At 70.3% G+C, this 13,174-nt stretch carries 18 protein-coding genes and 1 pseudogene; 11 read left to right on the forward strand and 8 right to left on the reverse strand.

Annotated elements, in window-relative coordinates:
- Positions 1–5 precede the first annotated feature (5 nt).
- From BSB02_RS04800 to BSB02_RS04810, 3 genes and pseudogenes are all read right to left on the reverse strand, one after another.
- A complete protein-coding gene (locus tag BSB02_RS04800) occupies positions 6–230 on the reverse strand; it encodes a hypothetical protein (RefSeq protein WP_206184509.1) in 225 nt (74 codons plus the stop codon).
- Between the two features lie 44 nt (positions 231–274).
- Positions 275–559, reverse strand: coding sequence for a hypothetical protein (locus tag BSB02_RS04805; protein WP_084957591.1), 285 nt, complete (start codon positions 557–559; stop codon positions 275–277).
- A gap of 64 nt (positions 560–623) precedes the next feature.
- A pseudogene (locus BSB02_RS04810) lies at positions 624–779 on the reverse strand (DUF255 domain-containing protein); the annotation flags it as partial.
- 64 nt (positions 780–843) lie between these two features.
- Here BSB02_RS04810 and BSB02_RS04815 point away from each other — a divergent pair.
- Positions 844–1,983, forward strand: coding sequence for a hypothetical protein (locus BSB02_RS04815; protein WP_084957196.1), 1,140 nt, complete (start codon positions 844–846; stop codon positions 1,981–1,983).
- Here the strand turns inward: BSB02_RS04815 and BSB02_RS04820 are convergent.
- The 3 genes from BSB02_RS04820 to mca are packed head-to-tail and all read right to left on the reverse strand — an operon-like array spanning position 1,978 to position 3,386.
- Entirely contained in the window at positions 1,978–2,265 is a 288-nt protein-coding gene (locus BSB02_RS04820; protein WP_084957198.1) for a GNAT family N-acetyltransferase, read from the reverse strand. The genes BSB02_RS04815 and BSB02_RS04820 overlap by 6 nt on opposite strands.
- Complete coding sequence (locus BSB02_RS04825) at positions 2,262–2,492, reverse strand: hypothetical protein (protein ID WP_084957200.1); 231 nt, start codon at positions 2,490–2,492, stop codon at positions 2,262–2,264. The genes BSB02_RS04820 and BSB02_RS04825 overlap by 4 nt, the downstream gene beginning before the upstream one ends.
- A gap of 9 nt (positions 2,493–2,501) precedes the next feature.
- On the reverse strand, positions 2,502–3,386 hold the full coding sequence (gene mca / locus BSB02_RS04830) for a mycothiol conjugate amidase Mca (RefSeq protein ID WP_084957202.1): 885 nt from the start codon (positions 3,384–3,386) through the stop codon (positions 2,502–2,504).
- Between the two features lie 103 nt (positions 3,387–3,489).
- Between mca and BSB02_RS04835 the strand changes: the two genes are divergently transcribed.
- The 3 genes from BSB02_RS04835 (at position 3,490) to BSB02_RS41250 (ending at position 5,827) form a co-directional block, all read left to right on the forward strand.
- Positions 3,490–3,915 carry a DUF4307 domain-containing protein gene (locus BSB02_RS04835; protein ID WP_084957203.1) on the forward strand — a complete coding sequence of 142 codons (426 nt, stop codon included), beginning with the start codon at positions 3,490–3,492 and terminating at the stop codon, positions 3,913–3,915.
- A 95-nt stretch (positions 3,916–4,010) separates the two neighbouring features.
- Positions 4,011–4,511 carry a transcription elongation factor GreA gene (greA, locus tag BSB02_RS04840; RefSeq protein WP_084957205.1) on the forward strand — a complete coding sequence of 167 codons (501 nt, stop codon included), beginning with the start codon at positions 4,011–4,013 and terminating at the stop codon, positions 4,509–4,511.
- Positions 4,512–4,693: 182 nt separating this feature from the next.
- Positions 4,694–5,827: a C40 family peptidase gene (locus BSB02_RS41250; RefSeq protein ID WP_240506185.1), complete on the forward strand. Its 1,134-nt coding sequence runs from the start codon at positions 4,694–4,696 to the stop codon at positions 5,825–5,827.
- A gap of 8 nt (positions 5,828–5,835) precedes the next feature.
- On the opposite strand, the gene BSB02_RS41970 is transcribed toward BSB02_RS41250, so the two are convergent.
- Both BSB02_RS41970 and BSB02_RS04855 read right to left on the reverse strand, forming a co-directional pair.
- Positions 5,836–6,261, reverse strand: a complete 426-nt coding sequence (locus BSB02_RS41970; protein WP_084957207.1) for a cytotoxic translational repressor of toxin-antitoxin stability system — start codon at positions 6,259–6,261, stop codon at positions 5,836–5,838.
- Positions 6,258–6,671, reverse strand: a complete 414-nt coding sequence (locus BSB02_RS04855) for a prevent-host-death protein (protein ID WP_084957595.1) — start codon at positions 6,669–6,671, stop codon at positions 6,258–6,260. Before BSB02_RS04855 ends, BSB02_RS41970 begins: the two co-directional genes overlap by 4 nt.
- A gap of 110 nt (positions 6,672–6,781) precedes the next feature.
- Between BSB02_RS04855 and BSB02_RS04860 the strand changes: the two genes are divergently transcribed.
- The 7 genes from BSB02_RS04860 to BSB02_RS04885 all read left to right on the forward strand — a co-directional run bounded on the left by BSB02_RS04860 (position 6,782) and on the right by BSB02_RS04885 (position 13,023).
- Positions 6,782–7,300, forward strand: coding sequence for a hypothetical protein (locus tag BSB02_RS04860; RefSeq protein WP_084957209.1), 519 nt, complete (start codon positions 6,782–6,784; stop codon positions 7,298–7,300).
- Positions 7,301–7,541: 241 nt separating this feature from the next.
- On the forward strand, positions 7,542–9,335 hold the full coding sequence (locus BSB02_RS04865; protein WP_084957210.1) for a phosphoenolpyruvate carboxykinase (GTP): 1,794 nt from the start codon (positions 7,542–7,544) through the stop codon (positions 9,333–9,335).
- Between the two features lie 67 nt (positions 9,336–9,402).
- On the forward strand, positions 9,403–10,308 hold the full coding sequence (locus BSB02_RS04870; RefSeq protein WP_084957212.1) for a TIGR04222 domain-containing membrane protein: 906 nt from the start codon (positions 9,403–9,405) through the stop codon (positions 10,306–10,308).
- Between the two features lie 3 nt (positions 10,309–10,311).
- A complete protein-coding gene (locus tag BSB02_RS04875) occupies positions 10,312–11,136 on the forward strand; it encodes an MbnB/TglH/ChrH family RiPP precursor modification enzyme (RefSeq protein ID WP_169729350.1) in 825 nt (274 codons plus the stop codon).
- Entirely contained in the window at positions 11,126–11,500 is a 375-nt protein-coding gene (locus BSB02_RS41030; protein WP_169729351.1) for an SCO6045 C-terminal-like domain-containing protein, read from the forward strand. Before BSB02_RS04875 ends, BSB02_RS41030 begins: the two co-directional genes overlap by 11 nt.
- Positions 11,501–11,622: 122 nt before the next feature.
- Positions 11,623–12,096 (forward strand): hypothetical protein, encoded by a 474-nt coding sequence (locus tag BSB02_RS04880; RefSeq protein WP_240506186.1) that lies wholly within the window; start codon positions 11,623–11,625, stop codon positions 12,094–12,096.
- Between the two features lie 165 nt (positions 12,097–12,261).
- The gene (locus tag BSB02_RS04885; protein WP_084957216.1) at positions 12,262–13,023 is read left to right on the forward strand and encodes an isoprenyl transferase; all 762 of its coding nucleotides are present in this window, start codon (positions 12,262–12,264) and stop codon (positions 13,021–13,023) included.
- Positions 13,024–13,174 lie beyond the last annotated feature (151 nt).

Genomic DNA, 13,174 nt, shown 5'->3' on the forward strand with positions numbered 1-13,174 from the left:
TCCTGTCAGAACAGGATAATTCGGGTCAGTATCACCTGGTGATCTTTACGGCTCACCCTGTATTCGGCGATGCCATACCCCTTCGGAATGAGGATCTCGCGCCAGTCAGGATCGGCGCCTACCTGCTCGCTACCCGGGAGCCATGGGTCCTCGCAGATGGCGACCGTAAGGGCGACCACGGTCGAGAAGACCTCGGCCGAGACCGCTGGATCGGCGAGGGTCTCTGCCACGATCTCGGAGGGAACGACTGGCCACAGGTCGTCGCCATCTCCGTTCACTGGCTTACGCGCTCCTGTCGTCGGCGGGCGATCTCATCCATCGTGGTGGTAGGCAGAGTGCCCTTCTCCGCGGCGGCGCGGACCCTGTCACGCTCGGGATCGGCGTCGAGCATCGCGCGGCCCCACCAGGCATTCAGGACACCGTCCAACTCCGGACCCTGCTGGGCTCCGAGGACTTCGGCGAAGAACTGGGCACGGCGGGCACCACGCAGCGCGTCGGCTATGCCGCCGATCGTCCTCGGCACTCTTGCCTGATCTGTATGGACGGGCTGGACGCTCATGGACACCGCCTTTCCTCGTGTCTCAGAGTACGACGGACTGCCGAACACTCGCAGGAATGTCGGAGCACCAGTGGCACGCCGAGTAGCCGACGCTGATCAGGAGGGGCACGTCCCGGCGTTTGGCCGCGTCGAACGCCTCCTGTCCCCATTCGTACCAGTCGACCGGGTTGTCGGCGTGCTGGAGCAGGTAGGGCGAGGTGGCGTTGGCGAGCCGGTTCACATACCCACTCTAGGCGCGTCCACGGCAGGTGTCGGCGGGCCCGCGAAGGCGTAGGTTACCGAGAGTGGATGTCGAGTTCGTCTGCTCCCACGCCGGCCGCCCGGCCGAGTGCCTGACCCGCCGGGACGTGGCGCGCGCCCTGCTGGCAGTGCCGTCCGGCGTGGCCCTGGTCGCGCTGCCCGACCTGCGGCGGCAGCTGGCAGCCATGGGCAACCCGCTGTCGGCGCCCTTCTGGACGTCGGCGAGGACCACGCTGAGCTCGATCGAGGCGGGCGCGGCGACGGTGGGCGACGTGCAGCGCTGGCTGGAGTCGACGGGCACCGAACCCGTCCTGCTGACCGGCGGCTCCTTCCTGTGGCCTGAGGAGGACGAGCGCGGACCGGTCGCCGAGGAGATGTACGGCAGGCTCGTGGACTACCTCGAAGAGCGCCTCCAGGCCGGGGAGATCGACCCCGACGCGCTCGCCGAGGGTGACCAGGAGGCGCGGGAGCGGTACGAGCGGCTGCAGGAGCGCTGGCTCGCCAGCCCGCTGCCGGACGGGCGGGTGCCGGGGCTGGCCGTCGGCCACGAGGTCGACGAGGAGCTGTTCGCCGCCTGGCAGGACGAGGAGAGGTTCGCGCTGGGCGAGCTGCGGCGCGTCCTGGACGGGCTGCCGCGGCGGCCGGAGCTGCCCGAGCCGGCGCTGCGCGAGGCGTGCGAGCGGCTGCGCCTGCTGCTGGACCTGCCGGGGTACCCGGGCAACGTGCTGCGGGCCTGCGCGGGCTTCGACGAGGACGAGCCCGTTCCCGACGACGACCGGGAGCTGTGGCTGGCCGTCGCGGCCGGCGTGGCGGGGCCGATCTCCGACCTGCCGGAGGAGGACGACGACATCGAGCGCTTCGCCGACCTCGACGCCGAGCTGAGCCACGAGGACCGGGCGCTCGCGGCGCTGTGCTCGATCACCCACGCCGACTGGCTGGCCGTCGTGGCGGGGCTGGTCAGGCTCGGCCCGGGCGCCGACGCCTCGCCCGAGCGGATCGCCGAGCTCATCGCCGAGTCGGAGGACCTGGACGCCGACGAGCTGATCGACCTGGAGGGCGTGGAGTCGCTGTTCGGCCCCGTCGTGGACCTGTGGGTCCACCTGGGCGTGGTGGACGAGACGCGGGCGCTCACGCCGCTGGGCTGGTGGGGCCTGCCCGAGGCGCTCGCCCTCGCCTGGTCATGACGCTTCGAGCAGCAGATCCTGATATTCCGGGTGCCGCTGGATGTAGGACGCCACGTACGGGCAGTCCGGGCGCACCGTGAGCTCGGCGTCGCGCGCCGCGTCGAGCGCGTGCCGTACCAGACGAGAGCCCAGGCCGCGCCCCTCGAAGTCGGGGAACACCTCGGTGTGGGTGAGCACGATGGTGCCGGCCCGCAGCCGGTAGTCGGCGAACCCGGCCAGGGCGCCGTCGACCGACACCTCGAACCGGCTCTCCGCCGTGTTGTCGGTGATCTGCACCGTCATGAGGCGCCCTGGTCCTTCTCCGCGTCCTTCGTGGTGTCGGTCTTGGCTTCCGGCTTGGCGTCCGTCTTGGCGGCCTGGCCGGCTTCCTCCGCCTTGGCGAGGTCCGCCTCGTGCGGCACCTCGATCCTCGCCATCTGCTTGTTCATCGACTTGATGAGGAAGTACAGCGCCACGCCGATGAGCGCGACGACGACGAAGCCGAGCAGGCCCGGGCCTACGTTGTTCACCCTCCCAGTCTAGTGACAGGCGGGTGAGGCCTCCTCGACGCGGATGCCCGCGAACAGGTCGTCCTCCGGCAGCTCGGTGTCGACCAGGGAGCGGGCCAGGTGGTAGTCCTCGGTCGGCCAGACCTCCTGCTGCAGCTCCCGCGGGCAGACGAACCAGAACCCGTCGGGGTCGACCTGCGTGGCGTGGGCCAGCAGCGCCCGGTCGCGCGTCTCGAAGTAGTCGGCGCAGGGCACGCGCGTGGTCACCGGCCACTTCTGCGGCCGGTCCTCCCAGCGGGAGATCCAGTCGGCGTACGGCGAGCCGATGCCCCGCGCGGTCATGGCCTCGTGCAGGGCCTCGAAACGCTCCTTGGTGAAGCCCATGTGGTAGTAGAGCTTCAGCGGCTGCCACGGCTCGCCCGCGTCGGGGTAGCGCTCGGGGTCGCCCGCCGCGTCGAACGCCTCCACCGAGACGCGGTTGGTCATGATGTGGTCGGGGTGCGGGTAGCCGCCGTCGTCGTCGTAGGTGAGGATCACGTGGGGCCGGAACTCCCGCACGGCCGCGACGAGGGGGGCGGCCGCCTTCTCCAGCGGCTGCAGGGCGAAGCAGCCCTCGGGCAGCTCCTCCTCCTCGCTCTCCGGCAACCCCGAGTCGATGAACCCCAGGAAGCGCTGCTGCACACCGAGGATCTCGCGGGCCCGCTCCATCTCTTTGCGCCGCACCTCCGCGATGTTCGCCACGATCTCGGGGCGGTCCATCTTGGGGTTGAGCACGGAGCCGCGCTCACCCCCGGTCAGGGTACAGACCAGGACCTGCACGCCTTCGGCGACGTATCGCGCCATTGTCGCCGCACCCTTGCTGGACTCGTCGTCGGGGTGGGCGTGTACTGCCATCAACCTCAGGGGTGCGCTCACGTTCGGATCCTCGGATAGTTTCAACTGGGCGATGCGAGGGGCGAGACCCCCGCGGGCGACAATTGTCTCGGATAACGCCGAGGGAGTGCAGGGAGATTCCGCCATGGCCACCAGAGATGTCGGGGACGGGCCTGTCCTCGGCACGCCCGACGACTACCCCGACGACGCCTCGCCGCCGGCGCGGCGCGGGCGGCTGGTGGTGCACCTGGTCATCGGGGTGCTGGTGGCGATCGTCGCGGGCGGCTGGGGCTGGGTCATGTGGACCGCGACCGGCAACTCCGGCGTGCCCGCCCAGGTGGTGACCTTCACCGTCAAGGACGCGGCGAAGGCGGAGATCACCTTTACCGTCTCCAAGCCCGAGGACCGCGCGGCCGTCTGCAGGATCCGTGCCCTGGATGTCAATCATGTGGAAGTCGGCAGCAAAGAAGTAACGATCCCGGCCGGCGAGGGTATGAAACAACTCAAGGAGTCGGTGAGCACGAGCGCTCAGGCGACCTCCGTCCACATCCAGCACTGTGATCTCGTATAGTGAGACATTTGGGGAAGCGTTCGGACGGCTAAGTTGTTAGCCTTTCGCAATTCAGCCCCAACGACAAGGGCACCCTAGGCAAGCAAGGAGAACCCGTGGCCGACTCTCGGGATGAGAACGTCACCTGGCTGACGCAGGAGGCGTACGACCGCCTGAAGGCGGAGTACGAATATCTCTCGGGCCCCGGGCGCGTCGACATCGCGAAGAAGATCGAGGCCGCCCGCGAGGAGGGTGACCTGCGCGAGAACGGCGGATACCACGCCGCCAAGGACGAGCAGGGCAAGATGGAAGCCCGGATCTTCCACCTGCGTCAGATCCTCGACAACGCCAAGGTCGGCGAGGCTCCCACCACCGAGGGCGTGGTGGGCCCCGGCATGACCGTCACCATCCGCTTCGAGGGCGACGACGAGGAGGTCACCTTCCTGCTCGCCTCACGGGAGGAGAGCGGCGCCCCGATCGACGTGTACTCGCCCAAGTCCCCGCTGGGGGCCGCCATCAACGGCAAGAAGGTGGGCGAGAAGGCGACGTACTCCCTGCCCAACGGGCGCCAGAACACCGTCGAGATCCTCGAGGCCGTGCCGTACGTGGGCAATTGAACCGTGGTGTTGATCCGTTCCGCCGGGCCGGCTCTGGCCCGGCGGACTTTTCTCGCCCTTCGCACGGCGAGTGGGCTTCCCGTGACGACTGGGCTTCGCACGGCGACTGGGCTTCGCATGGCGACTGGGCTTCCCGCGGTGGCCGGGCCTCCCATGGCGTCCTGGCCGACCTCGCCTTCCTCGTGGCGGGACGGCAGGCCCGGCTCGTCCCCCTCGTCGCGGCGCTGCTCGTCGCGGTCCTGACCGCCGACCTCTTCCTGCTGTACGGCAGGACCGAGCCGGAGCCCGCGCCGCGCTCCGCAGGGCCGAGGGCGCACGAGCCCAGCCTGGTCGCGGAGACCCGGGGGACGCCGCAGGTCGCGCCCCTGGGGGAGCTGCGCGAGCCGAACCTCTTCGTCGTCACGCGCAAGCCGTTCACCACGGCCCTGCTGCGGAAGGTCGCCCGGCAGCGCGGCGTGCGCGCGCTCGAACTCGCCGACGCGGCCGTGGTGTCGATCGACGGCAAGCGGGTGCAGACGCTCGGCGTCGACCCCTCGACGTTCCGGGCCTGGACGCCGAAGGTGACGGCCGCGGCCGACGGGCTGTGGGCGAACCTGGCCGCCGGCGACCTGGCGGTCTCCTTCGTGCTGGGCAACGACGGCGGGCTCACGCTCGGCCGGCAGGTGACCGGGCCGCGGGGACCCCTGCGGGTGGGGGCCTACGCCACCACGGGGTTAGGGGCCGTCGACGCGCTGGTGTCCCGGCAGACCGCGCGTGAGCTGGGGTTCCCCAGGGACAACGCGCTGATCGTCAGCGCGCCGGGGGCGGTGTCGGCGGAGCTGCGCGCCAAGCTGCTCAAGGTGTTACCCAAGGGCACGCAGATCGCGACCGTCAACCCGGTCACGCCTCCGGCCACCGTCTTCCGCGGCGGGTCCTTCATGACCGCCGAACAGCTCACCACGGCGCTCAAGGCGGCCATCAGCAAGCTGGGCCGGCCGTACGTGTGGGGGGCCGAGGGGCCGGACACCTTCGACTGCTCGGGGCTGGTGCAGTGGGCGTACGCGCAGGCGGGGGTGCGGATGCCGCGCGTCACGCACCAGCAGTGGGTGACGGGGCCGCAGGTGCCTTTGTCGCAGGCGCAACCGGGAGACCTGCTGTTCTGGCGGCACGACCCGACGAACCCCGGATACATCTCCCATGTCGCGATTTATTGGGGCAACGGGATGATGCTCCACGCGCCCCGTACCGGCGACGTGGTCAAGCTGGTGCCGGTGAACAGGCGGAACCTGGCGGGCGTGGTGCGGGTGAGCCCGCCGGTAGCCGCCCGCGTCAGGTGAAGAGTGGCCTACGTGTCGCCCAGCCAATACCGCTGTAGTCGTGCGACGGCTTCCTCCTTGGTCATCTTCGCGATCTCTTCCTCCCTGAGGCCGACCCGTGTGATGAGCAGGTGGACGAGGTCGGCCGGCAGCGCGTCGGGCGGGATCGGCGGCACGCCACGTGGTGGTGTCACCCCCTCCTTGACGCAGCGCCAGAACTGCTCCTCGGTGACGTCCAGCTGATCACGCAGGATGTGAGACCACAGGCGCGGGCCATACGTCGTCCGATCCGGGGGGTGCGAGATACGCGTTCGCAGGATCCGGCCATCGGGGAGACGCAGCTCATAGGTGACATGGTGCGTTCCAGTCCGGCCTCGGGCGTCACGTACCCGAACCCAGCCTTCCGTCTTGCAGAAGCGTTCGTGGTCCTCCCGCGTTGCCGCCGGCCAGCTCATCGCGCCTCGCCCCGCACCCAGGCGGCCAGTTGCTCGTCATCGCTCAAGGCGATGAGCTGCACCAGCCCCCAGTTCTCCTGGTGGTTGGCGGCATCGAGCAGGTGGTCCTCCCAGTCCTCCGCGTACTCCCGCAATGCGCGGACCATTTCCTCGATAGCCCCGTCGAACGTGCTCGCGTCCGCTGAGACCGGAACACCGGGGATGAAGACGGACCAGCCGCCGTCCTCCGCCACGACTTCGGCCCGGTAGGGAACCACTCGCGACAGGTAGTACCGGAGCCGCTCGGCGTCGACCAGCGTCACGCGATCGCCGTCGCGGCGGATCGTCGCGACCCGGCCTCTTGTCGCCGCATCCAGCAGATCCTTGAGGTGGGCACGGGCTTCGGTATAGCTGTCGAAGTGAACGCTCATGTTCATAGCGTACGTCAGGTACTTGACGTACGCACGGATTGGTTGTGCCTCCACGCCGTACGTCAGAGGGCCAGGTGTCATTCCGCCCTAACGTGTGTAATCATAATTACATGGAAAGCGAAGAAACGATCGCACAGCTCCGCGGCTGGTTCACCGGCCGGCTGCCGGAAGGCTGGTTCGCCGGGCCGGTCGAGATCGTCGTGGACCGCGAGGAGATCGCCGTCGTCGGCACGCTGCCCGAGCCGTCCACCGAGTCGGAGGTGGAGAAGGCGGCGCAGATCGACGGGCTGATCCGCCGCTTCCGTGAGGAGACGAGGGAGCGGCGCATCGAGATCGCCCGAGAGGCCGAGCGCAAGTTCCGGCGCAAGGTCGCCTGGGGCGTCACCTGCGGCGGCGAGACCGTGATGTTCACCACACTGTCGGTCCCCGTCATGACCCGGCTCAGGCAGCCCGAGCGGCAGGTGCTCGACACGCTCGTGGCCGCCGGGGTGGCCCGCAGCCGCAGCGACGCGCTGGCCTGGTGCGTGCGTCTCGTCGGCAAGCACACCGACACCTGGCTCGCCGAGCTGCGCGAGGCGTTGCAGCATGTGGACCGCGTTCGCGCTGCTGGACCCGACGTCGCGACGTGAAAAAGCCCTGCTGGGCACAAGAAAAATGGAATAGACCTCTCGGCATATTGGTTTAGACCATCCTCCACGGTCTAAACCAGTTCGCGAGCGCTTTTATTGAAACGCCGCTTTCTGGGTAGGCTCCCCCCGTCACCTGCGGCGACAGCCGTACGAAGGCCAATCACAGGTCTACGCCAATTGGCCTTTCGCGGCATTCGTCGCCGATGATGTCTTCGCCTGAGAGAGTGGAGGAGCCGCCACCGTGTCCGTTACCGTCGAAGCAAAAGCGCCCACGTCCAACGCCGAATTGGTCGCGTGGGTGAACGAGATCGCAGCCCTGACCCAGCCCGACCGGATCGAGTGGTGCGACGGTTCGGAGGCCGAGTGGACTCGCCTGACGAACCTGCTGGTGGACCAGGGCACCTTCACCCGCCTGGCGAAACGGCCCAACAGCTTCTACGCCAAGTCGGACCCCAGCGACGTGGCTCGGGTGGAGGATCGCACCTTCATCTGCTCGGAGCGGGAAGAGGACGCGGGGCCGACCAACAACTGGATCGCCCCCGACGAGATGCGCGCGACCTTCGCCAAGCTGTTCAAGGGCTGTATGCGCGGTCGCACCATGTACGTGGTGCCGTTCTGCATGGGCCCGCTGGGCGGTGAGATCTCCCAGCTGGGCGTGGAGATCACCGACTCGCCGTACGTGGTGGTCTCCATGCGGATCATGACACGGATGGGCGAGCGGGCGCTGCGCCTGATCGAGGAGCGCGGCCAGTTCGTCAAGTGCGTCCACTCGGTCGGCGCGCCGCTGGAGCCCGGCCGGCAGGACGTGCCCTGGCCGTGCAACCAGACCAAGTACATCAGCCACTTCCCCGAGACGCGCGAGATCTGGTCGTTCGGCTCCGGTTACGGCGGCAACGCGCTGCTCGGCAAGAAGTGCTACGCGCTGCGCATCGCCAGCGTCATGGCCCGCGACGAGGGCTGGCTGGCCGAGCACATGCTCATCCTCAAGCTCACCCCGCCGGACGGCGAGCCGCGCTACATCGCCGCCGCCTTCCCCAGCGCCTGCGGCAAGACCAACCTCGCCATGCTGCAGCCGACCATCCCCGGCTGGAAGGTCGAGACGGTCGGCGACGACATCGCCTGGATGCGCTTCGGCGAGGACGGCCGGCTGTACGCCATCAACCCGGAGGCGGGCTTCTTCGGCGTCGCGCCGGGCACCGGCGAGATCACCAACGCCAACGCCATCAAGACGCTGTGGGGCAACAGCATCTTCACCAACGTCGCCCTCACCGACGACGGCGACGTGTGGTGGGAGGGGCTGACCGACAAGCCGCCCGCGCACCTGACCGACTGGAAGGGCCGCGACTGGACGCCCGGCAGCGACGAGCCCGCCGCCCACCCCAACGCCCGCTTCACCACGCCCGCCGCCCAGTGCCCGACCATCGCGCCGGAGTGGCAGGACCCCAAGGGCGTGCCCATCTCGGCGATCCTGTTCGGCGGGCGCCGCGCCACCGCGGTGCCGCTGGTCACCGAGTCGCTGAGCTGGCAGCACGGCGTCTTCCTCGGAGCCAACGTCGCCTCCGAGAAGACCGCCGCCGCCGAGGGCAAGGTCGGCGAGCTGCGCCACGACCCGTTCGCGATGCTGCCGTTCTGCGGCTACAACATGGGCGACTACTTCGCCCACTGGCTGAGGATCGGCAAGCGCGAAGGCGCCAAGCTGCCGCGCATCTACTACGTCAACTGGTTCCGCAAGGATGACGGCGGCCGGTTCCTGTGGCCGGGCTTCGGCGAGAACAGCCGCGTGCTGAAGTGGATCGTCGACCGGCTCAACGGCGAGGCCTCGGCCGTGCCCACCCCGATCGGCCTGGTGCCGAAGGAGCTCGACACCGAGGGACTGGAGATCTCCGAGGAGGACCTGCGCACGCTGCTGAGCGTCGACAAGGAGGTCTGGCGCGAGGAGGCCAAGCAGATCCCGCCGCACTTCGAGAAGTTCGGCGACCGCCTGCCCAAGGAGCTGTGGGAGGAGTACGAAGCCCTGCTCGACCGGCTCCGATAACGGGGCTTCCCGGGAAGGCGCGGCTGGGCGACAATCGCTGGGGAAACGCGCCTTACGGGGGGTCTGCATGGATCTGGCGTTATTGGCGATCGACGTGTCGATCATCGCCGGCTACGCCTACGCCGCCGGCGCGTGCCGGCGCCGGCAGCGTCGGGGCCGCTCGGTGCCCAATTCCTGGCACGGCGACCGGCTCGGGCCGTACGAGATCGCCTGCCTCGTGGGCGGACCCGACCATGTGGCCACGACGGCCGTCGTGCTGGCCACACGGAGCGGGCTGGTGCGTGCCGAACGCTCGGGCATCCTCCACCCCGTGGCGGGCGCGGCCTGCGATGATCCCGTCCGGCAGGCCGTCATCGACGCCGTCGCCGCCGTGCCCGGGGGCAGGCCGGTGGCGCAGGTCACCCGCGAGGTGGCCGCGGGACCCGCGGTGCAGAGGCTGCGCCACCAGCTGATCGGGCACGGCCTGCTCGTCCCCGACGGCGCCCTCGAACCGGCGCGCAGGGCGTGGGCGGCGCTGGTCGCCGTGACGGCGACCGTCGCCGCGTTCGCCGTCGCGTTCTCGGTGGCCCTCGTCGCCGGCCTGGTGACGTCGGCCGTCGACTCGCTGGCCACGGCGGTGATCGGCTGGGGTGTGGCCCTCCTCGGGACGCGCAGCTCACTGCGGTACGGCAGGGCGTTGCGGAGCGAGCTGAGCTGGCTGGGCCGCGACGAGCTGCGCATGCTCATGCGCGGCAAAGGCCGCCACCTGTCCGAGGAGGAGCGCGTGGCGCTCCACGGCGCGAACGGCCTGCGGGACAGGGAGCTGCGCAGGGCGCTCAGGACCCGTAAGAGGGCCCGCAGATCCGTGGCCCGCACACGTGGAGCCTTGGCCCGCAGTTGCGGCACCAGTAGCTGCGGCGGGGGCGGCTGCAGCAGCGGTTCTGGCGGGAGCAGCTGCGGTGGCGGCGGTGGCTGTGGTGGCGGCGGTGGCTGAGCCATGGGAGCCGTCGGGACCGTGCCGCGGCTGGGCATCGGCATCGGCTGGCGCCCGGAGATCGACCTGACCGTCGAGCGCATGGCGGGCGTCGACTTCGTCGAGGTCATCGCGGAGAACGTCAGGCCGGACCGGCTGCCCGAGTCCCTGCGCGTGCTGCGCTCCCGCGGGATGCCGGTGATCCCGCACGGGGTGAGCCTGGGGATCGGCGGCGCCGACCTGCCCTCGCCCGAGCGCCTGGCCCGGCTGGCGGCCTGCGCGCGGGCGCTGGAGGCGCCGCTGGTGAGCGAGCACCTGGCGTTCGTCAGGGGCGGCGGCGTCGAGGCGGGCCACCTGCTGCCCGTGCCGCGCACCCGGGAGGCGCTGGACGTCGTCACCGAGAACGTCCGCCGTGCCCAGGAGCAGCTGCCGGTGCCGCTCGCGCTGGAGAACGTCGCCGCGCTCTTCGGCTGGCCGGACGACGAGCTGACCGACGCGGAGTTCCTGGGCGAGCTGGTCGAGCGGACCGGCGTGCTGCTGCTGGTGGACGTGGCGAACCTGTACACGAACCAGGTCAACCTCGGGCTGCCGGCCGTGGCGGCGCTCGACCGGCTGCCGCTGGAGCACCTGGCGTACGTCCACGTGGCCGGCGGGCACGAGCACGGCGGGATCTGGCACGACACGCACACCGCCGCGGTGCCGCCCGAGGTGCTGGAGCTGCTGGGCGAGCTGTGCGCGCGGGTGACGCCGCCCGGGGTGCTGCTGGAGTGGGACGACGACTACCCCGGCGACGCGGTCCTGGCCGGCCAGCTGGCGCGGGTCAGGGAGGTCGTCGCCGGTGGAGCGTGACGAGGCGGCCAGGCGCCGCCTGGCGGAGGCGCAGGCGCGGCTGGTGGCGGCCCTCGTGGCGGGTGCCGAGGCTCCCGAGGGCTTCGACGCCGAGCGCCTTCGCGTCCAGGCGGCCAGCCTGATCGCCAAGCGGCGCGCCGTGGTCGCGCGCCTGCGGCCCGACGCGGCCGCGGCCGCCGGTCCCACCTTCGCCGCCGACTTCGCCGCCTACGCCGCCTCCCGCGCCACCCCGCCCGCCGGCTACCGCGCCGACGCCGCCGACTTCGCCGCCTGGCTGCAGGCCCAGGGCCGGATGCCGGACGCGCCCGCTCCGCGCGGGTGGCGGGCGGCGCTGGGCCGCTGGCGGGCGCGCTGGGGGCGGTGAGGGCGAGGGTACGGCGCGCCGCAAGGGTGGCAACTGGGGGTTATGTCGGTTTAGCTGGGAAAAACCAGGAAACCTTCAATGACGTGGGAGGACTCCGGTGCGTCGACGGGTCATATCTGACCGTGACGCCCGTGGCATGCCTGGACAGCGTCGGCGTGCCGTACGAGGTCACCCTCGAGCTCAGCAGGGACGGCTCGCCGTACGGGACGGTGGGGGAGCGGTGCGGCTGGTTCCTCGCGCGCCTGGCACGCGGCGTCGAGGACGCGCGCAGGCACGGGACCTGGCCGGACCCGGACGACAGGTTCCCCGAGGAGGGCTCCGACGGCGAGCTGTTCTGCTTGCGCTACCGCAGCCGCTCGGGCCGCATGGGCGGTGGCGAGCTGCGATGCCATCTGCGCACGATCCCCGTGTGGGTCCCGGCGGGGGAGTGGCGGCTGACCCGCAGGGCCTATCTGGAGGCCTGGGGCCCGCATGGCGCCGGCATGCGGGCCGTGCTGACCTCCGCCGAGCTGTCGGCCTTCCTCAGCGGCCTCGTCGAGGAGGCCGAGCTGTGCCTCGGCGGTAAGGATCTCGCGAGGGCCGCCTGGCCGAGCTGATCCGGCCAGCCGAGCTGATCCGGCCGGCCGAGCCACCCGGGCAAGCCGCGGTTACGGCGGCTGAAGGCGCCAGCGGCCGGAGATTACCCGCCCGAGGGGGACAGGATGCCGCGGAAGGCGGCGATAATTGCCTGTTGAGGCAAGACGACTCCCCGGGAGGGCTCCGTGGGCCTGCGCGATCTGGTCTACCGGCTGTATGAGCGCCGGCTCGAGGCCAAGCTGTCCAAAGACAGCATCCCGCGGCACGTGGGCGTGATCATCGACGGCAACCGCCGCTGGGCCAGGGCGATGGGCCTGGACGACGTCAGCCGCGGGCACCGCAAGGGTGCCGACAAGATCTCCGACCTGCTCACCTGGTGCAGCGAGGCGGGCGTGGAGGTGGTCACCGTCTGGATGCTCTCCAGCGACAACCTCAACCGCCCGAAGGAGGAGCTCGACGCGCTGCTGCGGATCATCGAGGACGTGGTGCAGGAGCTCGTCGAGGAGGGGTGGCGCATCAGCCCCGTGGGGGCGCTCGACCTGCTGCCGGCCAGGACGGCGAATGTCCTGAAAACCGCGAAAGAGGCCACATCAGACCGTCCAGGGCTGATTGTGAACGTTGCGGTTGGGTATGGTGGAAGGCGTGAGATTGCCGATGCGGTGCGCTCACTCCTGCAGGAGCACGCCAGCAAGGGGGCGACCATCGAGGACCTCGTCGAGGTTCTCGATGTGGAGCACATCGCGGAGCATCTCTACACTCGCGGTCAGCCGGACCCCGACTTGCTCATCCGCACCAGCGGAGAGCAGCGGTTGTCCGGCTTTTTGCTGTGGCAGAGCGCCCACTCGGAGTTCTACTTCCACGAGGCCTACTGGCCCGACTTCAGGAAGGTTGATTTCCTGCGAGCGCTGCGCGACTACGCCGCGAGGCACCGGCGTTACGGCGCCTGAAACTGGGTATTCAGGACCTAGCGTTGGAAGCGTCCGGCCACAGGCCGGGCGCTACGGAGAGGGCCCGCCTTTGCGCATCGTCCTGCTGAGGGGGGCCGGCACCCGGCGCCTCGGCGCAGGCAGGCGGGAGGCACGGTCCGGTCCGATTCCC

This window comes from Thermoactinospora rubra, assembly GCF_002093975.1.
Taxonomy (GTDB): Bacteria; Actinomycetota; Actinomycetes; order Streptosporangiales; family Streptosporangiaceae; genus Nonomuraea; species Nonomuraea rubra_A.

What these genes read in the sequence shown, in the direction of transcription:
- BSB02_RS04805 (WP_084957591.1), bottom strand. Translation starts at nt 559, where the DNA reads ATGAGCGTCCAGCCCGTCCATACAGATCAGGCAAGAGTGCCGAGGACG.
- BSB02_RS04820 (WP_084957198.1), bottom strand. Translation starts at nt 2,265, where the DNA reads ATGACGGTGCAGATCACCGACAACACGGCGGAGAGCCGGTTCGAGGTG.
- BSB02_RS04835 (WP_084957203.1), top strand. Translation starts at nt 3,490, where the DNA reads ATGGCCACCAGAGATGTCGGGGACGGGCCTGTCCTCGGCACGCCCGAC.
- BSB02_RS41970 (WP_084957207.1), bottom strand. Translation starts at nt 6,261, where the DNA reads ATGAGCTGGCCGGCGGCAACGCGGGAGGACCACGAACGCTTCTGCAAG.
- BSB02_RS04855 (WP_084957595.1), bottom strand. Translation starts at nt 6,671, where the DNA reads ATGAGCGTTCACTTCGACAGCTATACCGAAGCCCGTGCCCACCTCAAG.
- BSB02_RS04860 (WP_084957209.1), top strand. Translation starts at nt 6,782, where the DNA reads ATGGAAAGCGAAGAAACGATCGCACAGCTCCGCGGCTGGTTCACCGGC.
- BSB02_RS04870 (WP_084957212.1), top strand. Translation starts at nt 9,403, where the DNA reads ATGGATCTGGCGTTATTGGCGATCGACGTGTCGATCATCGCCGGCTAC.
- BSB02_RS04875 (WP_169729350.1), top strand. Translation starts at nt 10,312, where the DNA reads ATGGGAGCCGTCGGGACCGTGCCGCGGCTGGGCATCGGCATCGGCTGG.